14 protein-coding genes are annotated in these 21,953 nt (G+C 57.4%); 6 read left to right on the forward strand and 8 right to left on the reverse strand.

Going from position 1 to position 21,953, the window contains the following annotated elements; all coding sequences use genetic code 11:
- Positions 1–162: 162 nt before the first annotated feature.
- Positions 163–999, forward strand: a complete 837-nt coding sequence (locus tag HMPREF2894_RS07840; protein ID WP_070678667.1) for an aldo/keto reductase — start codon at positions 163–165, stop codon at positions 997–999.
- Positions 1,000–1,162: 163 nt separating this feature from the next.
- On the opposite strand, the gene HMPREF2894_RS07845 is transcribed toward HMPREF2894_RS07840, so the two are convergent.
- Positions 1,163–3,697 (reverse strand): helix-hairpin-helix domain-containing protein, encoded by a 2,535-nt coding sequence (locus tag HMPREF2894_RS07845; RefSeq protein ID WP_210399408.1) that lies wholly within the window; start codon positions 3,695–3,697, stop codon positions 1,163–1,165.
- A gap of 413 nt (positions 3,698–4,110) precedes the next feature.
- Here HMPREF2894_RS07845 and HMPREF2894_RS07850 point away from each other — a divergent pair, with 413 nt between their 5' ends.
- Positions 4,111–5,724, forward strand: a complete 1,614-nt coding sequence (locus HMPREF2894_RS07850) for a dehydrogenase (protein ID WP_070678670.1) — start codon at positions 4,111–4,113, stop codon at positions 5,722–5,724.
- Positions 5,725–5,912: 188 nt separating this feature from the next.
- Here HMPREF2894_RS07850 and HMPREF2894_RS07855 read toward each other — a convergent pair whose 3' ends face one another.
- Together HMPREF2894_RS07855 and HMPREF2894_RS07860 are read right to left on the reverse strand one after the other, a co-directional pair.
- Entirely contained in the window at positions 5,913–7,388 is a 1,476-nt protein-coding gene (locus HMPREF2894_RS07855; protein ID WP_049350024.1) for an amino acid permease, read from the reverse strand.
- A 448-nt stretch (positions 7,389–7,836) separates the two neighbouring features.
- The gene (locus tag HMPREF2894_RS07860; protein ID WP_070678675.1) at positions 7,837–9,303 is read right to left on the reverse strand and encodes an amino acid permease; all 1,467 of its coding nucleotides are present in this window, start codon (positions 9,301–9,303) and stop codon (positions 7,837–7,839) included.
- Positions 9,304–9,822: 519 nt separating this feature from the next.
- Here HMPREF2894_RS07860 and trmB point away from each other — a divergent pair.
- Entirely contained in the window at positions 9,823–10,629 is an 807-nt protein-coding gene (gene trmB / locus HMPREF2894_RS07865) for a tRNA (guanosine(46)-N7)-methyltransferase TrmB (protein ID WP_005508988.1), read from the forward strand.
- A gap of 165 nt (positions 10,630–10,794) precedes the next feature.
- Here trmB and HMPREF2894_RS07870 read toward each other — a convergent pair whose 3' ends face one another.
- From HMPREF2894_RS07870 to dnaK, 5 genes are all read right to left on the reverse strand, one after another.
- Entirely contained in the window at positions 10,795–11,370 is a 576-nt protein-coding gene (locus HMPREF2894_RS07870) for a Pycsar system effector family protein (RefSeq protein ID WP_049337493.1), read from the reverse strand.
- Between the two features lie 357 nt (positions 11,371–11,727).
- Positions 11,728–12,234, reverse strand: a complete 507-nt coding sequence (locus HMPREF2894_RS07875) for a heat shock protein transcriptional repressor HspR (RefSeq protein ID WP_070678678.1) — start codon at positions 12,232–12,234, stop codon at positions 11,728–11,730.
- Positions 12,235–12,237: 3 nt separating this feature from the next.
- Positions 12,238–13,230: a DnaJ domain-containing protein gene (locus tag HMPREF2894_RS07880; protein ID WP_005508991.1), complete on the reverse strand. Its 993-nt coding sequence runs from the start codon at positions 13,228–13,230 to the stop codon at positions 12,238–12,240.
- A 343-nt stretch (positions 13,231–13,573) separates the two neighbouring features.
- Entirely contained in the window at positions 13,574–14,152 is a 579-nt protein-coding gene (locus HMPREF2894_RS07885) for a nucleotide exchange factor GrpE (RefSeq protein ID WP_070604418.1), read from the reverse strand.
- Positions 14,153–14,154: 2 nt separating this feature from the next.
- Positions 14,155–15,987, reverse strand: coding sequence for a molecular chaperone DnaK (dnaK, locus tag HMPREF2894_RS07890; protein WP_049341454.1), 1,833 nt, complete (start codon positions 15,985–15,987; stop codon positions 14,155–14,157).
- Between the two features lie 759 nt (positions 15,988–16,746).
- Between dnaK and HMPREF2894_RS08970 the strand changes: the two genes are divergently transcribed.
- From HMPREF2894_RS08970 to HMPREF2894_RS09055, 3 genes are all read left to right on the forward strand, one after another.
- A complete protein-coding gene (locus tag HMPREF2894_RS08970) occupies positions 16,747–18,636 on the forward strand; it encodes a pentapeptide repeat-containing protein (protein WP_168165474.1) in 1,890 nt (629 codons plus the stop codon).
- A 134-nt stretch (positions 18,637–18,770) separates the two neighbouring features.
- Positions 18,771–20,414, forward strand: a complete 1,644-nt coding sequence (locus HMPREF2894_RS07895) for a pentapeptide repeat-containing protein (RefSeq protein WP_070678681.1) — start codon at positions 18,771–18,773, stop codon at positions 20,412–20,414.
- Between the two features lie 127 nt (positions 20,415–20,541).
- On the forward strand, positions 20,542–21,801 hold the full coding sequence (locus HMPREF2894_RS09055; protein WP_141754537.1) for a hypothetical protein: 1,260 nt from the start codon (positions 20,542–20,544) through the stop codon (positions 21,799–21,801).
- The last annotated feature ends 152 nt before the right edge of the window (positions 21,802–21,953 follow it).

Genomic DNA, 21,953 nt, shown 5'->3' on the forward strand with positions numbered 1-21,953 from the left:
TTTCTAGCACCCGTCATTTTTTGTCATCTGGTTACGCCTCAGGCTAGATTCACGCCCGATTCTGGCCCGGCTCTTCTCAACGGGGGCTCTGGGGCGTAGCCTTGTAGAACTATCCAAAGCAACTCTTCGGGAGGCGCCGCCTCCCCCACTCTAAGGAGCATCATGAGCTACAACGTACCGAACGTAAAGTTCAACGACGGCCGATCCATTCCGCAGCTGGTCTACGGCGTGTGGCAGGTTGAGGACGAGGTCGCCGAGAAGGTCGTGGCCACCGCCCTGGAGACCGGCTACCGCCACATCGACACCGCCGCTATTTACGGCAACGAGGCGGGCGTAGGCCGCGCTATCGCTAACTCCAACGTGGCTCGCGAGGACATCTTCCTCACCACCAAGCTGTGGAACTCCGACCAGGGCTACGAGAGCGCGTTCGAGGCGTTCGAGGCTTCCCTGAAGAAGCTGGGCACCGACTACGTTGACCTGTACCTGATTCACTGGGCTAAGCCGCAGCAGGGCCTGTACCTGGATTCCTGGCGTGCGCTGATTGAGCTGCAGAAGCAGGGTAAGGTCCGTTCGATTGGTGTTTCGAACTTCCCCGAGGAGCAGTTGCGCGAGATTATCGAGGAGACCGGCGTGGTTCCGGTCATCCACCAGATTGAGCTGCACCCCTATTTCTCGCAGGAGGCGCTGCGCGCCGTTCACGCCGAGTACGGCATCGCGACTCAGGCGTGGAGCCCGCTGGGCAACGGTAGCGACCTGCTGCAGAACCCCGTGCTGACTGAGATTGCGGAGCGTCACGGCGCAACCCCCGCGCAGGTTGTGCTGGCGTGGCACCTGGCTAAGGGCACCGTGGCTATCCCGAAGTCTGTGACCCCCTCCCGCATTGAGGAGAACCTGGCGTCGGTGAACGTGAAGCTGACCGCCGAGGACATCGCGGCTGTGGATGCGCTTTCCACCCCCGAGGGTCGTATTGGCGCTGACCCGGCGAACATCGACTTCTAAGGTGTAGCTCGGGCGTAGAGCTCGAATCGAACCTACATAAAGCCCCGACAGGCACAGATAGTGTTTGTCGGGGCTTTTGTGCGCTCTTGCGGGAGCTAAGGTTTTAGAGAATGCTCATTCGCGGATTGCTCAACAGGTCAGCGAACGCTTGCGCTCTCCCCCGCTAGTTCTCGTCCTCCACCAGCAGGGAGAGGGAGATGCGGCGGCGAGCCGGGTCGACCTCCACGACGCGCACCTGCACGATGTCGCCGCTGCGCACAATATCGTGCGGGTTCGCCACATAGCCGCGGCTCATCTGCGAGATGTGCACGAGGCCGTCCTGGTGCACGCCAATATCCACGAACGCACCGAATGCCGCCACGTTCGAGACGGTGCCCTCGAGCACCATGCCGGGGCGCACGTCCTCGAAGTGCGAGACGGACTCGGAGAAGCGGGCGGTGCGGAAGCTACCGCGCGGGTCCAGGCCGGGGCGGCGCAGCTCGGCGAAGATGTCCTCGACCGTGTACACGCCGGCGGTGCCTTCGTCTGCGCTCGCCTGAGTATCGCTATCCTGCACGTAGTCGGCGGGGTTCAGCCCGGCGAGCGGGTCGGTCCCATCCGAGGTAGCCAGGGCGCCGGCAACCCAGTGGGCGCCGTTGCGTGCCTGCGCGTCGGCAATAATGCGGCGCGCGAGCGGGTACGCTTCAGGGTGCACGGCGGAGGCGTCCAGCGGCTCCTCACCGCCGCGGATGCGAATAAATCCTGCCGCCTGGCGGAAGGTTTTCGCGCCCAGTCGCGGCACGTTCAGCAACTGCTGACGGTTCGCGAAGGCGCCGTGTTCGGTGCGGTAGGCGACGATGCGTTCGGCGGTTGCGGTGCCCACTCCCGCCACGTGCGCGAGCAGCTGCACGGAGGCGCTGTTGAGGTTCACGCCCACGGCGTTCACGCAGTCTTCGACGGTGTCGTTGAGGGCGCGGCGCAGGGCGGCGGGCGGCACGTCGTGCTGGTACTGGCCCACGCCGATGGACTGCGGGTCGATTTTGACGAGCTCGGCGAGCGGGTCCTGCAGGCGGCGTGCAATCGAGACGGCGCCTCGTACGGTCACGTCGTAGTCGGGCAGCTCGGCGGCTGCGAGCGCGGAGGCGGAGTAGACGGAGGCACCCGCCTCGGAGACGGTCACCTTCTGGGGTGCTTCTGCGTCTTCCTCACGCAGGGTGCGAATCAGTTCGCTGGCGAGCTTGTCGGTTTCGCGGCTTGCGGTGCCGTTGCCGATGGCGATGAGTTCCACGCTGTGCTCGCGGCAGGCGGCGGCGAGCTCGCGCAGTGCTTCTGCCCACTGGTTGCGCGGGGCGTGCGGGTAGACGGTGCCCACGCGCAACGGCTCACCGGTGCCGTCAACCACGGCGTATTTCACGCCGTGGCGCAGGCCAGGATCCAGGCCGAGGGTGGTCTTGTGCCCGGCGGGCGCGGCGAGCAGAATATCGCGCAGGTTGGAGGCGAACACCTCTGTCGCGTGCTGTGCGGCGGCGTCGAGTAGCTGGTGGCGGATGCGTTCGGCAAGGCGCGGGCGCAGGTGGCTGCGCCATGCGGTGCGCACGGTGGCGGCGAGCCAGCCGAGTACGCGGTCTTCGTCGTCGACGGTGTTGAGCACCTGCACGGGGATGCGTAGCGCGGCGGCGACCTCACGCTCATATGCAGAACGGACGTTCTCGTAATTTTCTGCGGCGGCCTCAGCTTCGGCACGGGCGGCACCACGCAGGCGGCTGAGCGCCACGGGGGCGGGTGCCACATCCACCTTGAGGCGCACCACGCCAGCGTCCTTGGCGCGGTGCAGCGCCAGCACGCGGTGCGGCGGAATGGAACGAATACGGTCCGAGAAGGCGAAATAGTCGGAGAACTTCGCGCCGATGCTTTCCTGACCGGCAATCACGCGAGACTCAATCACGCCGCCTTCACGCAGACGCTTAAGGAGCTTTTCGCTCAGCACCGGGTCGGTGAGGGCGCGGTCAACCAGAATCGCGCGGGCACCGTCGAGGGCCTCTTCGGCACTGTGAATCTGCAGGGCTTCGTCCGTCTCTGCAACCTCAATGCTCTCGTCTTCGTCATCTTCGGTGCCGTCGGTAATGTACGCGGCGGCAATGGCGTGTGCCTCGGCGAGGGGCACCTCCAGCAGGTCTTCGACGAGGGAATCAAGCCCGGCGGCACGCGCCATCTGGGCACGGGTCACGCGCTCGCTGCGGTACGGGGCGTAGATGGCGTTCACGTCTGCGATAGCGGCGGCGTTCATGAGCGAGGAACGCAGCTGCAGCAGGGTGAGCGGGTCGATGAGGCCTTCGTCGGCGCGTTCGGTGAGCGCTTCGAGCACGCGGTTGCGGCGCTCTTCAAGGGCGCGGAGTTGGCCCAGGCGCGACTGGATGGTGCGCAGCTGGGTGTCGGTGAGCGCGCCCGTTGCTTCTTTGCGGTAGCGGGCGATGAAGGGTACGGAGTTGTCGGCGTCGAGCAGCGCCACGGCTGCGCGGATGCGGTGCGGCGCGATGCCGGTTTCTACGGCGAGCGCGTTGATGAGGTGCTCGGCGGGCTGCTCAGTCTTGCCGCCGGTTTCGTGTTTTTCGCGGTGTGCGGCGCTGCTGGGTTCGTTGCCGGCGGCGTTGCTGGGCGCGGGGTCTGCAGCTCGATCCGCGCGCGGGCGGATGCTGCTCGGGAGGGGGTGTTCGCTCATCCTTCCAGTTTCGCATATTTCGCCGCGGCTCATGGGTTGGCCGGTAATGCTGAGAAAAGAGTCAGCGCGGGGCGTATTTTGCTCGCCTGTGCGGGTGCGGGCAAGCGTATTTTTCTATCGCATCTTCTAGTGCAGATTACGAGTCTTTACGCACATTTTGCCCTGTGGGTGCGCTAAATATTGTCATCTTTCCGTAAGAAACCGTGTTAGGGGTTCACGTATTTGAATAGTGCTTAGTTTCAGCGATAAATTTAGATAAAAGAGCATATTTTTTTGAAAAAATATCTCTTATTCGTGCAGATAAGAGCTGGACTCACACCACGCAAACACCCTTATCTGCGTGCACACGTTCAGGGTTTCGGCGGCACGGTACGACATGGTGCCGCCACATCCCGCAGATGAAAGAGGGACCCATGCGCGAACAAGCCGCGCTATCAAACGCGCCGGAGGGCTACTTAGATTTTCACGACGAGTACGCGGAACTCATCGCCGAACTCGCCGCGCTGGGGTTCACCCCTACCCAGGTTCTCCGCCGCCTCAACTTTCTGTACCCGCACATCAACAAGAAGTACCTGAACTATGCGCTGGACTCCGGCATCTGGCAGTTTGGCCCGGTCACGGCAGACGCCCCGAGCTACACGGTACTCGCCTGCGGCCTCTGGTACGTTTTCGCGGAAGCCTACGATCTGCCTCCGGAGCCCGAGTACGCGGCGCTGATTCTTGATTGCGATATTATTCACGACCTGCCGCCCGCGCTGGAGGCACGCCACTTCAACAATGAAGACATTGCACACGTTCTGGCGAAGATTGGCGCAACGCTCAAGTACCTTGCCGCACACCCCTACTCCCAGCTGGAGGAAGAAGCCTACGCGCAGACCCTCGAGGACATCCGGCAGCGAGGCGTGAAAGAAATCGGCACCGAGGGCGGTAGCCTGTACACCCTGCTCGCCTCCAGCATGGAGGGCGAATCCGCGTGGCCTGCCCCCGCACAGACGGTCAACGATTACCTCGGCGACGGCGACTGGTCCCTGGGCATGCTCCGCACCGGCATTTACCCGGCGGAGGCGCTCGAGAACGAGTGGTATATCGACGCCGCGGCGGTACCCGAGGATTTTGCACCGAAGACTCTGAGCCTCTTTTTGAGCTATTGCGCCCGCTACGACCGCGAGCCGACGGCGCTGAACTACGGCTACTGGTCTACCATTCCCACGCTCATTGAGCAGGTGCCGCCGCTGGGTGCGGTACGCGCCAAGTTCGGTTCCTGGCAGACGACTCTGCATCGCGGACGCACGCAGATTGCCCGCGAGCTGCGCCTGTGGACGAAGAACGAAGCCAACGCAGCTGCCGTGGAGGCGAGCGCCACTGAGTCGAACGAGGCCGAGGTGAGCGCGGCGGAGGAGCTTGAGCTCCTCGATGCTGAGCTGACTAACACTGAGCTGGCTAACGCTGAGCTCCCCGAAGCAGAACTAGCAGAGCTGGATACCCCGGACGCATCCCCTGCGGGCGCTCCCGCAGAACCGGCGGAACCGGCAGAGCCCGCGCGTCTGAGCGCCCGCGAACTCACCGAGCAGGGCATCGGCGTGGTGCAGACCGCCCACACCAACCTGGCGGCGTACCACCGCACCCAGTGGGAGCAGACGGTGGAAGTCTTCGGCGAACGCCTCGCGCAGCTTGCCTGGAACCGCCGTCTGAGCACCTACTACTTCTTCGACGGAGCCTGCCTGGAAGATGCCGACCCGACCCCCGTGGTGACGGTTTTCCGCTCCCCCACCGGTTTCCTCTGCGAGCTTGAACCCACCGTCGAGGCGCTGCCCGCCTTCGACCCGGAGTTCCTGCAGGAGCACGGCTGGAGGCACCCGGTACCGGTGCATGCGCTGTGGAACCTGCACGCGCTCGACCCGCTGGAGGCTGCTGCCGCCGTCATTGAGGCGATGCGTTCGGGTTGCGGTTGTGAACGCTGGGATTTCTACCGCACCGATGATGACGACGACCCGCTGGCCGAAGAGGCTGAGGTGGCGCCTCTCTAAGCGCACTCCCGCGAGCCTCTCGTCGGGTTCATCCCTGGAGACAGCGAAAGCCCGCGTCCCCCGCTCCCTGAGAGGAGCAGGTGACGCGGGCTTTACGCATGCACCGGTAGCCGGTGTACTAGTAGCCGGTACCGATAGCCGATGTGGCTTAGCGTGGGTTGCTTAGCGTGGGTGTTTAGCGTGGGTGTTTAGCGTGCCGAGAAAATCTCGGATGCCTCCACAATCGCAATCTGCGCGGTGCGGGTAGAGATTGCTTCGTGGCGGCGTGCATCCGCACGGCGCTTGAAGAACCAACCAATACCCAGAATCGCGAACCAGACGGGCATCGCGAGCAGACCCCTGAGGGTTTCTTCATCCATGGCCAGCACACCGATGGTGAAGGCGAAGAACACCAGCGACAGCCACGCGGAGAAACGGCCGCCGGGCAGACGGAACTTCGACTTCTCGTGACGTGACGGGAACTTCTTGCGGTACATCAGGTAGCTGACCATAATCATCGCCCACGCAAAAATCACGAGTACCGCAGCCACGGTGGTGACCAGGTTGAACGCGCTAGAGATTGAGTCACCCGCGTAGAGCAGCACGATGGAGGACAGCAGCATCACGGCGGAGAGGAACAGCGCGTTACGCGGCACACCGTTCTTAGAGATCTTGCCCAGGAACTGCGGGGCGCTGCGCTCGCGCGCCAGGCCGAATGCCATGCGCGAGGTGGAGAAGATACCGGAGTTCGCCGAGGAGGTTGCGCTGGTAATCACCACAAAGTTGATGATGTGCGCGGCGATGCCCAGGCCCGCCAGGGTGAACATGGCGACGAAGGGGCTCTTATCGGGGCTGACGAGGCGCCAGGGGGTAACCATCAGGATGGTGACGAGCGCGCCCACGTAGAAGACCATAATACGTACCGGCACGGCGTTGATTGCCCTGGGCAGGGTCTTTTCGGGGTCCTGGGTTTCTGCGGCGGTGGTACCGACAAGCTCGGAGCCCATGAACGCGAAGACGGCAATCTGGAACGCGCCGAGGAAGCCAATCAGGTGGTTGGGGAACATACCGCCGTCGTTCCAGAGGTTGGCGACGGACGCCTGCGCGCCACTGGGTGAGGTGAAGCCGATAGCGACCATGCCGCCACCAACGATAATCAGGGCGACGATGGCGACAATCTTAATCATGGAGAACCAGAATTCGATTTCGCCGAAGTTCTTCACGGACACCAGGTTCAGGGTCAGCAGAACGCCGATGACGACGAGCGCCGGGATCCAGGCTTGCAGGTCGGGCCACCACAGACGCAGGTAGCCAACAATTGCGATGATGTCCGCGACGGCGGTGACCACCCACATGAACCAGTAGGACCAGCCGAGGAAGAACCCGGCCATGGGGCCGACGAGGTCGGTGGTGAAGTCGGAGAAGGACTTGTACCTCAGGTTGGAGAGCAGAATCTCGCCCATAGCTCGCAGCACCAGGAAGATGACGGCGCCGATGAGCATATACACGAAAATCACGGAGGGGCCCGCCAGGGAGATGGCGCGACCGGAGCCCATGAACAGGCCGGTGCCGATGGCACCGCCGATGGCGATGAGCTGGATGTGGCGGTTGCTTAGACCGCGGTGTAGTCGCTCTCCCTGCTCGGGAGCTTTAGGATTCAGGCTGACGTTGTTCTGTTCAGTCACGACGTCCTCTTTTCAGCGGTTGTACCCCGTACCGCATGTGCCGTTACTGGAATAAGAATCGCTAGATCGCAGCAGGCACGGTCACTGTATGAATATGCGGCCATTAGCTTGCGGGGCGTCCCCGGATTTCGGGGCGAGGCTGGGTCTCTATCAAATACCGCGCGGCATTCGGAAGTGTCACGCTATCGATTGACGCGGAGTTTTTCTGAGAGCTCTCACAGCTACTTGGATAGTTATTCTACAGGTGTTAAGTGCAAGAAAACAGGATTTACGGCAAAAATGTGACCTGTTTCTATTATTCACGTCATATCAAGCGGTGTAAAAAATGCCGCCTCGAACGTAAACAGGCAAGCACGAGGGCACGCGAAAGCCCCGCCTCCGCATCTCAAAGAATGCAGAAACGGGGCTTACACACAGCACTACCGGAGCGCCACAGAAAGAACAGAAACTACTTCTGACCAGCCTTGTCAGCAGCGTTTTCAACAGCCAGCGCACGAGCACGCTTCGCCGCGTGGCGGCGGGTCAGAATCTCGTAGCCAATAGCCAGAGCAATGAACCAGATGGGGGTCAGCGCCAGACCGATTGCGGTGTCCGGGTACAGGCTCAGGGCGTAGACCATGACGGCGAAGAAGACCAGACCAAACCAGCTCATGCCAATACCCCAGGGCATCTTGTACGCGGACGCCTCGTGGCGCTCCGGGAACTTCTTGCGGTACACCAGGTACGCAATCAGGATCATGCTCCAGGTGAAGATACCCATCATCGACGCCACGGAGGTCACCACGGTGAACGCCTCCATGATGCCGCTACCGGCATACAACATGACCAGACTAAACAGCAGCATCACGGTGGTCAGGTACAGGGCGTTGGCGGGCACACCGTTCTTGGTGAGCTTGCCCAGTGCGGAGGGTGCGGCACCGTCGTGCGCCAGGCCGTACACCATGCGGGAGGTCGAGAAAATACCGGAGTTCGCCGAGGACGCCGCGGAGGTCAGCACCACAAAGTTCACCAGGGAGGCGGCAATACCAATGCCAGCCAGGGAGAACATGCCCACGAAGGGGCTCATGGACTTATCCAGCTTGTCCCAGGGGGTGACGGCGAGGATGGTCAGCAGCGGCATAGCGTAGAAGAGGCCAATGCGGAAGGGCACCGCGTTAATTGCCTTGGGCAGGGTGCGTTCGGGGTGCTCGGTTTCCGCAACGGCGGCACCGACCAGCTCAGCGCCCACGAAAGCGAAAAGCGCAATCTGGAAGGCGCCCAGGAAGCCGGTCAGACCCTGAGTGAAGATGCCGCTACCGGAGGGGCCGGGGTGATCCCAGAGGTTCGTTACGGAGGCGACAGTACCGTCGGGCGAGGTGAAGCTGAAGGCGACCATAAGCGCACCCACCACAATGAGCAGCACAATGGCGACGATTTTAATGACGGCGAACCAGAACTCGATTTCGCCGAAGTTCTTCACCGAGGGCAGGTTCAGCAGCAGTAGCGCCACGATGACAGTGAGCGCAGGAATAAACTTGGGCACGTCGGGTAGCCAGTATTGCACGTAGCCGGTGATTGCGATGACGTCCGCAATACCGGTGACCACCCAGAAGAACCAGTACGACCAGCCGACGAAGAACCCGGCGCGAAGACCAAGAATGTCGGTAATGAAGTCGGTGAAGGACTTGTACTTGGGGTTCGAAAGCAGAATCTCACCCATGGCGCGTAGCACGAAGTAGATGACGCTACCGATAATTGCGTAGACGAAGACGATGGAGGGGCCGGTCAGGGCAATGGTCTTCGCCGAGCCGAGGAAGAGGCCGGTACCGATGGCACCGCCAATTGCGATCAGCTGGATGTGTCGGTAGCTGAGTCCGCGCTGGAGCTTGGAGTGCTCAGCTTCGGAGTCTAGGCCGGTGACGGAGTTGTGCTGCATTGGCTGCTGTGTCACGTATTTCTCTTTCCTGCGTCGATTCGCCCTAAATTTCACTCGGGGGCGAGTCCGGGTGGTTGGTATTCGTGCATAATCCTGAACGGCGCGCCAGGAGGCGGTTCCCGCGTTTCCCGAGCCGGCGCGGTGCGCTTGGGCTTGTGGGCTCCGATTTCGCGGGGCTTCCGATTTCTTGCATCACCAATATAGGGTTATGCAGAGAATGCATAATTTCAAATTTTACCCCCTCATACCCACACAAGTACAAGGAATACAACATCACCAGATTTTTGAGACGGGACGATTGAGACAGGGCGAGCCTGTGACATCTCTCAGCCTCCACCCGAAACACGCCCCGCACCACCCCTGAGCCGCCGCACTTTTGTCTGCGTACTGAATTTCTGTGTTTCTCAGCCCGGCATACTCCCGACTGGTTCAGTTTCACGCCCGGCTAGTTCAGCGTCATGCCAGCCCCACACGCCGCGAAACCGCACGGTGTAGCGGCGCTACGCTATTCTTTTAGGTATGTCTACTGAGAACACGCAGCCTAGCCAGGCACCCGAATCCACCGAAGAAAAGGCCAAGAAGCCGGTTCCCGAGGAATTCTTCCGCCAGCCCTACTCCTTCGTCCGCCGCGGCGACCGCCTCACCGCGCGCCGCCAGAAGGCGTGGGACACCTACTCCCCCACCCACGTGCTGGACATCCCGCGCCTGCGCACCGACACCTCCGTCGCACCCGAGGCAACCTTCGACCCGGTCAAGATTTACGGCCGCGAGGCATACCAGGTCGTCGAGATCGGTTCCGGTCTGGGCGAGGCGATTGTGCACCGCGCAGCTGAGGTTCCCGAGGCGAACTTCCTCGCCGTTGAGGTGTACACCCCCGGCATTGCGGACCTGCTGCTGAAGATGGGCAACGCCGGCGTGGAGAACGTGCGTGTGGCTCAGGCGAACGCGCCCGAGCTGCTCGACAACATGCTCGAGGAGAACTCCGTGGATGAGCTGTGGGTGTTCTTCCCGGACCCCTGGCACAAGTCCCGCCACCACAAGCGCCGCCTGGTGTCCCCGGCGTTCGCTGATAAGGTTGCGCGCGTGCTTAAGCCCGGCGGCATTTGGCGTCTGGCGACTGACTGGGAGGAGTACGCCCTGGTCATGCGTGAGGTTCTGGAGGCGCACCCCGACTTTGAGAACGTGAACCCGGGCGCCGGTGCGACCGAGGAGGATCCGCTGGGTGGTTGGGCTCCGCGTTGGGAGGGCCGTACTCTCACCAGCTTTGAGCGTAAGGCTCAGGAGGCGGGCCGCCGCGCGCATGATCTGACCTACCGCCGCAAGTAAGCGGAGTAGCGTTAGTACGCGACTTATACGTTAAAGCAGGTGAGGCTCCCCGATCATTCGGGGAGCCTCACCTGCTTATGCATGTCTAGACGGGATGATTGATAAACGTTTCAACAAGTCTATCTACCGTAAACTCTGTTCAGCGCTTACGTACATCTCTTAGCTTCACTGCCCGGCAGAAGCGAAAAAGATAAAGGACGCGATGAGAATAATAACGTTAGAAAACACGAGCCACTCAAGAAAAAATACTTTTCTAAATTTTCTAGTTGCGATACCGCCTAAGACTGAAATCTGCGCTCCCAAATAATTCATTTTTTCCTCTGCAGTAGCGTAGTCTAGCCCATCTAGAATCCTACTGTCTGAATATGACCCGTAGTAGTAGATATTCTCTTTTCCCTGTCCTTCACGCGTAGCAGGTTCTCCATTGTGCTCCTTGACGTACGGTTGCAGGGCAACTATGCCGACCAGCAAAGATGCAACGACAGATACAGCAAATAATGCGCTTAAAAATATAGTTACAGGATTCCAAATATTCGGTTTGCTGAGGAACGTTGAAATAAAGCCTCCATATGCAGCAACAATAACACCTTGGACGGTCAGCAACATCTGAATTTTGGAATCGCCGTGTTTAATCAGATCATTAAAATACTGGATAAGTTGCCAGCGTTCTTCCCGGTTCAGCCCCAATGAGTCCTCCTTGACAGGGGGATTTTCTTGAGATTTCTTGTCCTCATATGACATGCTTGTTCCTCTTTCTTACGGGCGGTTTCTAGCGTTAGTTTAGCTTGGATATGGCATCTGTATCTGAACTTTGGGCCACCTATGCGCTATTCGCTTATTACTCTACCCTGTGCTCCTCAGCGCGCTCTTTCCTAGGACCAGGAACTAACCATAAAAGCAGGTGAGGCTCCCCGGTCATTCGGGGAGCCTCACCTCCTTGTGTGTGGGTCCAAGTGCATGCGGGGCGGGGGTCTACCCTCCCTCGCGGCGTATACACGAAGACGCACAAGTCTATGCGGGCGGCTGACCAGCTCAAATGAACTAGAAGCGAGCTAGAACAGCCGAACCGTTTATCCAAGTGTAGCGGGTTTAACCGGTTTAGCGCTGCGGCTTCGTATCATCCGCAGTAGCCGGCTGGCGATGCTGACGATACAACACCACAGCCGAAGAACGCTGACGAGGCGCCGGGCGGGTACCGCGAGCAATATGCACCACATCGCCACTGGTACCGGCTGCGAACACGCGCTCCGCCAAGCCCAGCTTCACCTTCGCATCCTCAACCTGACGCTGCAGCGCCGCAATCTGCTCCTGCTGCTCCTCCACGAGGGACTCCAGCTCAATAATGCGGCGAATACCCTCCAGGGAGACGCCCTCCTGCGAGAGCTGCTGAATCTGCTGCAGACGGTTCACGTCACGCTGCGAATAGCGGCGCGCCTTACCGGGCGCACGCGAAGGCTGGACCAAGCCGATGCGGTCGTACTGGCGCAGGGTCTGCGGGTGCATGCCCGCCAGCTCAGCCGCCACAGAAATCACGAAAACCGGCAGGTCCACACTGTGCAACGGCTTGCCGCTACGGGACTTAGATGATGATTCTCGAGATGCCATGGTTTACTTCGCCTTCTTCAACAGATCCTTACGCGGGTTCTCCTGCGGTGCCAGTTTTACGAACTTATCGAATGCCTCCTGCGCCTCTGCGCTCAGCTCGGTGGGCAGTACAATCTCCGGGATGACCAGCAGATCGCCGTCGCCGCCCTTAGCCTTGAAGCCGCGGCCCTTGGCGCGCAGTCGGCGGCCGACCTGGCCGGGTGCCAGGCGCAGCTTCACGGTGGATGCGTCGGGCAGGGGCACCTCGATCACTGCGCCGTCAACAGCCTCGGCGAGGGTGACGGGTGCGCGCATAATCAGGTTGTTTCCCTCGCGAGAGTACACGGAGTCATCGGAGACGCGCACGGTGACCTTCAGGTCGCCGCCGCGCAGGCCCTTGCCGCGCAGGCGGACCTTCTGGCCGTCCTTAATGCCTGCAGGGATGCGTGCCTCGGTGTGGGAGCCGTCCGGCAGGAACACGGTCACGGTCGCGCCGGTGTATGCCTGGGCGAGGCTGATGCGGGTGCTGGTGGTACTCTCTTCGGGGGCTGCGTGCTGTGCGCCGCCGAAACCGCCACCGCCCATGCCGCCGAAGTCGGCGCTGGTGAAGCCTGCGGAGCGTCGGGAGCCGCCTGCGCTACCGCCGAAGAGGCCGCCGAGCAGGTCGTCAATGTTGATGCCTGCGCCGCCGTTGCTGAAGCCGCCGAATGCGTCCGCGCCGGGGTAGCCGGTGTAGCTGCCACCGCCGAAGCCGCCGCCTCCGAATCCGCCCATGCCAGATGCGCCGTAGCGGCGAATCTGGTCGTACTCTTCGCGCTGCTTCTTATCGGAGAGCACGTCGTATGCTTCCGAGATTTCCTTGAACTTCTTCTCTGCTGCGGCGTCGCCGGGGTTCAGGTCCGGGTGGTACTTGCGGGAGAGCTTACGGTACGCCTTCTTGATGTCGCTTTCGCTTGCGTCTTCGCTGACACCCAGTGCCTTATAAAAGTCGTCGGTTAGCCAGTTTTCACTTGCCATGTTGTGTTTCTCCTTCTGCGGTGATGCGCCGCCCTCCTCGGTTACGGGACGGCTTGCAGGGGCACCGCGTGCTTGTCTTAATGCTCTATATAAAAGTTTAGTCTACTTGACTCAATTTTGAAAGGGCTGAGCCAAAAAAAATAGCGCCCCTACAAGCCTTTAACCGCCACCACAGCTCGCCGAAACCCGCGCCAACACACCGGGTATAACAACCCCGGCAGAACAGGCGCACCGGGCGAACAGTCCAAGCCAGCAGCCCAGGCAAACAACAGGGCGGGCACTCCCCCACCAGGGAGAGCACCCGCCCGTCGTTAGTTATTCAGCCAATGCTGAGCCGACCACCTTACGGTGCGACAGCCACAGCCACCTGCGCGGTACGAACCACACGGTCGTTCACGCGGTAGCCGTAACGCAGAACCATGGAGACATGATCCTCAGCCACCTCGTCGGTGGGCTGCTGCAGAACAGCTTCGTGGATATTCGGGTCGAAGGCGTCGCCTACTTCACCGAAACGCTCCACGCCCTGCTTGCCGAGCAGCTCTTCGAGCTTGGTAGCGATGGAGGCGAAGGGGCCTTCCTGCAGGTCGCCGTGCTTACGTGCGGCGTCGATATCGTCGAGCACCGGCAGCAGTGCGCCGACCAGGTCACCGATTACGAAGTTTCGCAGCTGCTCCTTTTCGCGGGCGGTGCGGTTCTTGAAGTTAGTGAACTCGGCCTGCAGGCGAAGCAGGGAGTCCAGACGCTCCGCGGCGAGTGCCGCATCAGCAGATTCTGCTTCTACGGCGTCCTGGAGCTCAGCCTCGACGGCTTCCGCAGCTTCCTCGGGGCTTTCGACCGATTCAGCTTCGGGGTGGCCTTCCGCTGCGGGGGCGTTGAATGCCTCCTCCAGCGGGTCGGGGGTGGTGTTTTCCTGCTCAGCCATGATTACTTCTTCTCGTCTTCGTCGATAACCTCGGCGTCGACAACGTCCTCATCAGCGGCGGGCTTGGACTCGGATGCCTCAGCCTGAGCTGCTGCGTAGAGTGCCTCGCCCAGCTTGGACTGGGATGCCTGCAGCTTCTCGAATGCGGACTTCACTGCTGCGTCGTCGTCGCCCTCGAGTGCCTTCTTCAGCTCGTCGACATCGCCCTGAACGGAGGTCTTGACGTCCTCGGGCAGCTTGTCGCCGTTCTCCTTCAGGAGCTTCTCGACGGAGTATGCGACGGACTCAGCTGCGTTGCGGGTGTCAGCAGCCTCGCGGCGTGCCTTATCCTGCTCAGCGTGTGCCTCTGCGTCCTTGACCATGCGGTCGATGTCGTCCTTGGAGAGGGAGGTACCGCCGGTGATGGTCATGGACTGCTCAGCGCCGGTGCCCTTGTCCTTTGCGGAGACGTGCACGATGCCGTTTGCGTCAATGTCGAAGGTGACCTCAATCTGGGGCACGCCACGGGGTGCGGGGGCGATGCCGGTCAGCTCGAAGGTACCCAGGTTCTTGTTGTCGCGAGTGAACTCACGCTCACCCTGGAAGACCTGAATGGTCACGGAGGGCTGGTTGTCCTCTGCGGTGGTGAAGGTCTCGGAACGCTTGGTCGGGATTGCGGTGTTGCGCTCGATCAGCTTGGTCATCACGCCGCCCTTGGTCTCGATACCGAGGGAGAGAGGGGTGACGTCAATCAGCAGAACGTCCTTACGGTCGCCCTTCAGAACGCCTGCCTGCAGTGCTGCACCCATTGCCACGACCTCGTCGGGGTTCACGCCCTTGTTGGGCTCGCGGCCGGTGAGCTCCTTGACGAGCTCAGCGACGGCGGGCATACGGGTGGAGCCACCGACCAGGATGACCTCAGAAATCTCGGAGATGGACACACCGGCCTCCTTGATGACGTCGAGCACGGGCTTCTTGGTGCGCTCGAGCAGGTCGTGGGTCAGTTCCTCGAACTTTGCGCGGGTCAGCTTCTCGTCCAGGTGGATGGGGCCCTCGGGGGTCACGGACAGGTACTGCAGGGAGATGTTGGTGCTGGTTGCGCTGGACAGTTCCTTCTTAGCCTGCTCAGCTGCCTCCTGCAGACGCTGCAGAGCGATTTTGTCCTTGGACAGGTCTGCGCCGGTCTTTGCCTTCACCTGTGCGAGCAGCCACTCGACGATGCGCTGGTCCCAGTCGTCACCACCGAGGCGGTTGTCACCGCTGGTTGCGCGAACCTGAATGGTGGAGAAGCCGTCGTCGTCCTTGCCGACTTCCAGCAGGGAGACGTCGAAGGTACCGCCACCGAGGTCGAAGACCAGGATGAGCTCGTCTTCCTTACCCTTGTCCAGGCCGTATGCCAGTGCTGCGGCGGTGGGCTCGTTGACGATACGCAGGACGTTCAGGCCTGCGATCTCGCCGGCTTCCTTGGTTGCCTGACGCTCAGCGTCGTTGAAGTATGCCGGGACGGTGATGACAGCGTCGGTGACGGTGTCGTTCAGGAATGCCTCTGCGTCGCCCTTCAGCTTCATGAGGATACGAGCGGAGATTTCCTGCGGGGTGTACTTCTTGCCGTCGATCTCGGTGGTCCAGTCGGTGCCCATGTGGCGCTTGACGGAGGAGATGGTGCGGTCGACGTTGGTCACTGCCTGACGCTTTGCGACGCTACCGACCAGAACCTCGCCGTCCTTGGAGAATGCGACGACGGAGGGGGTGGTGCGGGTGCCCTCTGCGTTAGCGATGACGACCGGGTCGCCACCTTCCAGTGCTGCTACGACCGAGTTGGTGGTACCGAGGTCAATACCTACTGCACGTGCCATATGTTTATTCACTCCTTAGGTGTTAGTGCCCCGCTTCTTCTAATGCGAGGCGGGTTAGTTTGAAAGTTTTGGAGGCGGTCGGTGCTGCGCGTGCCGCCCCGTGTGGGGTGGTCTGCGCGACTCCTTGAGCCTCATGTACTCAAGTATGCACTCCCCTGGCTGGGGTGTCAATAGAGTTGAGCGAACTTTACTCAACTTTTTTGTGTGGAGTGGCGTGAGGGGTGGGTTTTTCAGGGTTCTGGAGGGGTGTTTTGGGGGCGATTTTGGGGCGCGGATGGGCGGTTTTACCGCGAAATTTCGGGGTTTTTGAGTGACGCGAGGGCTCGGCGCGGCGATTCAGCCCACGGCGGACATGGGCGGGCTAGTTGGGCAAAAAAATTTTTAAAAATCTTTAAAAAAAGGGGTGAAAACCCGAAAAATTGGGGTGCGAGAGGTGTCGGAAGATGGTCTGGGCGCACCCTTATATAGGGTGTGCGGGGTGATTTTTAGGCGCGATTTTTAGGCCTGGAGGCTAGGCCTCTAGCGGCGTTGCTAGGGGTGCGCTTCGCGCAGACATCCCAACTACGGGCACCTGCCCTGAGATCTCAGAGATTCGTTCCTCTTATATAGAGACCTGTGTGCAAGCTCCATCGCTCGCTCTATAGAGGTATCTCTGCTTGTCCGACCCGCAATTCTTCAACCCTCACCTGTGGCTTGAGGCTACCAGCCTGCCGTATGCTGGATACGACCATATCCTCTCAAAGTAGACAGGAGAACCCGTTGTCCGGACCAGACCCCCTCCCCCATCCCAACAAGAATAAACATTCAAAGAAATTGACGTTTCATCTTATACTATCTAGCATTTTAACATCATTGGGAATAGTTATTTTTCTATTTGTTGCCTACCTACACTTCAATGAAGTTAACAATGCAGCAAATAATGCAACAAAAGCTTCCAATCTTAAAAACTTAAAAGACCTAGCCCTCATTGTAGGAGTAATATGCTCAACATTTATATTATATTCCACATATACACTCTCGAAAATAATAAAAAATCAAAATCCGCTAAAAATACTAGCCATTTATACAGCCCTTGCGGCACTTACATCAAGTATATTATATAAGACAGAGCTCATTGGAAACCTCGGGGAAGTTTTTAACGTTTTAGTTGCGCTAGCCGCATTGTTTTCCCCTTTCTTTATATCCCAAAAAAATAATCATGAAGCATCGCTAATTCAACAGCAAATAAATATCCAAGAAGATAAAAACGTCAACGATAAATATATTGCACGTGAAAATTTAGCTGCAAAGGCTTCCCGTGAACTTGATACCGGAGGGGTTGCTTCTCGAGCAGCGGCTGTAAAAATTCTAGTTAATTTAGCTGATGAATGGCTCGAAGACGAGAATGTCGCCGTTGAGAAAAAGGACAAAAATTGCCAGAATATTATTGAAATACTTTGTACATACATACGTTCCCCTTTTCCTTTAGCGCACATCACAGAAAATTCTAGTGACGCGATAAATTCTATTCAAACAAAAAATAATTACAGTGAAAATTATCGAATATTAGAAGAGGAACGTGAAGTCCGTGAAGCAATTATTAAATCCATAAAAGACAGGCTCAGCAATGGCTTAGACATTAATAAAAAGCCCCTTGAAGGTCCTTGGTCAAAGTATGAATTCGATTTTCACGGAGCAATTTTTTTCTATACTCTGAACCTTTCTAACGCACATTTTAAATCACTCGCAGATTTTTCAAATACTATCCACAAGAAATCGATTTTCAAAAACTCCCTATTTGCAGGAAAGGCCATATTCGAAGGTTCTTCATTTAAGAAATTTGCAGACTTTGAGAACACGGAATTTACGGACGGAAATTTCGAGGGAGCAGAATTCTCTGACTCATCCTTTATCAAGGCAAAAATCAATAATGCCAATCTAAAAAATTCAAAGTTCACCCCCGAAGAGAAAATTATTATAAGCTTCGAAGATGCAAAGCTTATGGATGCAAATCTTGAAGGTGCAAAATTCACCGAGTGCAGCTTCTATAAAACAGAGTTTATTGATGCGAAATTCAATTATTCGAAAATTAAAAATCAATTCCCATTTGGGGGCTTTAATGACTCAATATTTACAGGAACCACAAGTTTTATATCTGCAGAATTTCTGGTGAATGCAAATTTTGAACGCGCAACATTCCGGGGTATAACCCACTTTGTTGGAACAACATTTCACGGACCAGCTCGTTTTCAAGATTCCAATTTCTTTCAAGATTTAAGTATCATTAAAACCCCTTCGTTTCCTGACAGAACAGAATTTGGGGGGTCTACTTTTATTAAAAATGCAGATTTCTCCAATGCTACATTTACTGGAAGCACAAATTTAGCGGGAACAACCTTTAATGAATCAGCAATTTTCACCAAGTCACAATTTCTGACCCAAGAATCTCCTTTTGACCCTACTAATGACTTTGCATTACGTAAGGCAAGATTCTCAACCAAAGTTGCTCGTCGTAAATCTGATTTTGATGTGAGGGAAGGAAGCTTCCCTATCGAATCTGTAAAAATTATTTTAAACAACCAAGAATTCACAATACCAAGGTATTGCATACTTTTTGATTTTATTAACCCAGAAACACCTGAAATTTACGCGGATTCTCAACAACCATAAATAATAGGCAGAATTCCCCGTCATGAGCGCTACAACATGGTGGGGAATTCTTCTATGCCACCGCGAGCGCAAAGGTCGGGGCTCTCCCCTATGCTGGATATAAGCCAGCACCGGAGCAGGAAGGGCACACCCCCATGAACCTCAACAAACTCTTAACTGCGCTGCGGCAACGCAAAAGCACCCCAGCACGCAACCAGCAGGCCGGGCGGCGCGAACGCTACACGCACGCTCTCGAACAATTCCTCGACGGGCAGCCCGCCGTACGCCTCGGCGGGGTGTACACGCTCGCGAACCTCGTAGACGAATGGCTCACCGACGCTTCCCTCCCCGAGCAGGTACGCCGCGAAGAAGCCCAAACCATTATCGACGCGCTAACCGGGTGCATCCGCGCACCCTACCCCCTCGCGCAGAAACGGCAGGTCCTAGAATCAGACGAGGCCCCCGAAGGGTACGAAGGCGACTTTACGCGCGATCAGGAGGCACTACGCGAAGAGCAGCTGGTGCGCCGCGCGGTCTTCATGGAGTTCAGCCGCCGCCTCGCCGCCGTTGCCGAAAGCCCCGAGAAAGACAACGGAGAGAACCAGCAAACGGTGCCGCCAATATCGCCCATGTGGGCTGACCTACGCTTCGACTTTGGTGGTGCGCCCATCTTCTACCCGCTACGGCAGCTATACTTTCAGAACGCCGATTTCGCCTCCGCAACCTTCTACGGCCCGGCGGATTTTTCCGGCGCAACCTTCCACGGTGACACCAGCTTCTCGGCAGCACAGTTCACCACTGACGCATCCTTCCACGGCGCGAACTTCACCGACTGGGTGGGGTTCAGCGCCGCACACTTCGCGGGCGCGGCAGAGTTCAGCGGGGCACATTTTGCGGACGCGGCAAGCTTCGCAACCGTAACCTTCACCGGCGAGGCCGACTTCTCAGACGCGGTCTTCTCGGCTGCGGCTGACTTCGCGGTAGCCTCCTTCGAGTCCGATGCCGACTTCTCACGTTTGAACACCGCGGGCATAGCCAGCTTCGCGGCGGTCACCTTCGACGGAAAGGCAGTATTCACCGCCTCCACGTTCCACGATGAAGCGCACTTCGCCGCGTCCGTCTTCAACCGTCCGGCGGTGTTCTCCAAGTCGCTGTTCGGCGGGGTCGCGCGCTTTGCCGGTATAGCCACCAAGCAGTCCGCAATGTTCAGCAACGTACGCTTTGCGAGCGCGGCGGACTTTAGCGGGGCGTCCTTCACACAGTACGAGGATTTTGGTGGGGCGCGGTTCGACGGCGACGCCACGTTCAGCCGGGCGTCTTTTATTGCGCTTCCGAGGACGCGCTATGAGATGGATTTCCCGCAGCGAGCGAACTTCGGTAACGCGACCTTCGCGCAGGATGCCGACTTTAGTAAGGCGACGTTCACGGCGCATGTCGGCTTCTACAAGGCGACGTTCGCGCGGGAGGTGAGCTTCAACGGGGCGAGCTTTGAGGGCGCCTACTTCGCGGATGCGACGTTCGGTCATGGCGCGGATTTCAGGCAGACTAGCTTCATGTATGTTAAGCCGTCCTTTGAGGCTTTGGATAGGCGGCTGCAGAGGGCACGGTTCTCGGCACAGGCGGATCCGCAGGATTACCTGTTCGAGGCACGTCCCGAGAGCCCGCACGGTTTCAGTTGCGGCACGGCGAAACTTCTTAATAGAACGTTCGTTCTCCCTGTCGGTGTGGTGCTGTACGACCCGGACTCCTGGGACGAAGAGCAGCAGGAGTACACCCGCGTCAGTGAGCCTGTGCAGTAATATCTAGAGGCCCCGCCACGTGAATATGTGGTGGGGTCTTTGTTTGTGACCGATAGAAGCACAGGTCAGAAAGTTTTACACTATGCTAAAAGGTGACCATTCCTTTCAAATTAAGCAGGAGATTGCATTGCAAGATAGTAACTCTACTCCACCCCCTCCCCACAATACACAAAAGACTGCCGACCAAATAAGTGCAATAAACACAAAGAATGCCATTTTATCTGAATTAAAATTTTTAGCAGCTTCCATTTTATCCCCACTTGCAGTATGCCTTATATTAATATTCCCAGAATTCAATAAAATTAATCTTGCAACATTTATAACACTAATTGCAATTTCCACAATACTACCATTCGCAACACTTGCAAAAGGGCTCCACTACGCCACCAAGAATCACGCTAGCCACAAAGGTAAATTCCCTCAAGCCAACAAAGGAATCCCAGAAAAGAACAATTCCACAAATAATAGCCCATCAGTAACAAATTATGTAAAAACCATATTAACAATGATGCCTATCGCGATATCAATATCTTTTATCCTTACACTAAGTTATTATATTTGGGCTCTCGAAAACAACATCAGCCAAGCTTTTGGGATAACTTCGATTCGTTTCTCTCAAGATAAATACCGAATGATATCTGCTACTCTCATGATTCTATTTATCCTATATTTATCACTAGTTCCCCTGCTTGCATTAAAAATTTCTCATCCATGGCAGCACCCCTCTTTCCTCAAGACGGCAAGCCGCTGGAGCGAGGATCTAAATACGTGCACTTCCGCAACGCTGAATACTGCATGCATCATTCTCCTCACGGGAATTCCAGCTTCACTAACATTTCGTTTCATGCTACCCGATAGCTACGCAACAAATATACATTTATTTACGACAACCACATTTTTATTTGCACAGACAAGAATTCTCGCCCCAACACCACCAAGCAAATATGAGCTGCTAAAGAGAGTCACAACATTCAACTTAACAGGTAAAGGGCTAATATCTACACTAGTCTTTCTATTGTCCATCTTGTCCCTAAAATTTTTATTACCCACATTGGCCATACAAATGGGTGAATCCATTGTCGCAACAGGCCCCAATGCCATGAATCCAATGCGCGCATATTCATGCATTTTTTCCCAGAAGGATCTAAATAAAGAGTCTATAGCATTTGGGATTGTTGCAGATTCAAAAGATTCATCCATACATATCTTCTCCCCCGAATACAATTCTAAAAATAAAAGCTACGTACATGTTGGAGAAGATGGGAAAATTTTCCCCAACACTCCATTAGAAAGCTATATAAACTTAAAAGAAAATTACATAATTGAGCAATATGACGATTCTAAACATAATTACGACTGGGAAACAGGGAAGTGCACACATAAGTAACCCCATATAAATATTTGCAGAGTCATCTTTGTATTTTTTAGACCCCGCCGAACCACGTCGGCGGGGTCTTCACGTCTGTTCAAGGATGACTCGTTGCAGGCCACTTTGCACTATGCTGAATGGTGACCGTTCCTCTCAAAGTAGATAGGAGA

Source organism: Rothia sp. HMSC066G02, assembly GCF_001813145.1.
Classification (GTDB): Bacteria; Actinomycetota; Actinomycetes; order Actinomycetales; family Micrococcaceae; genus Rothia.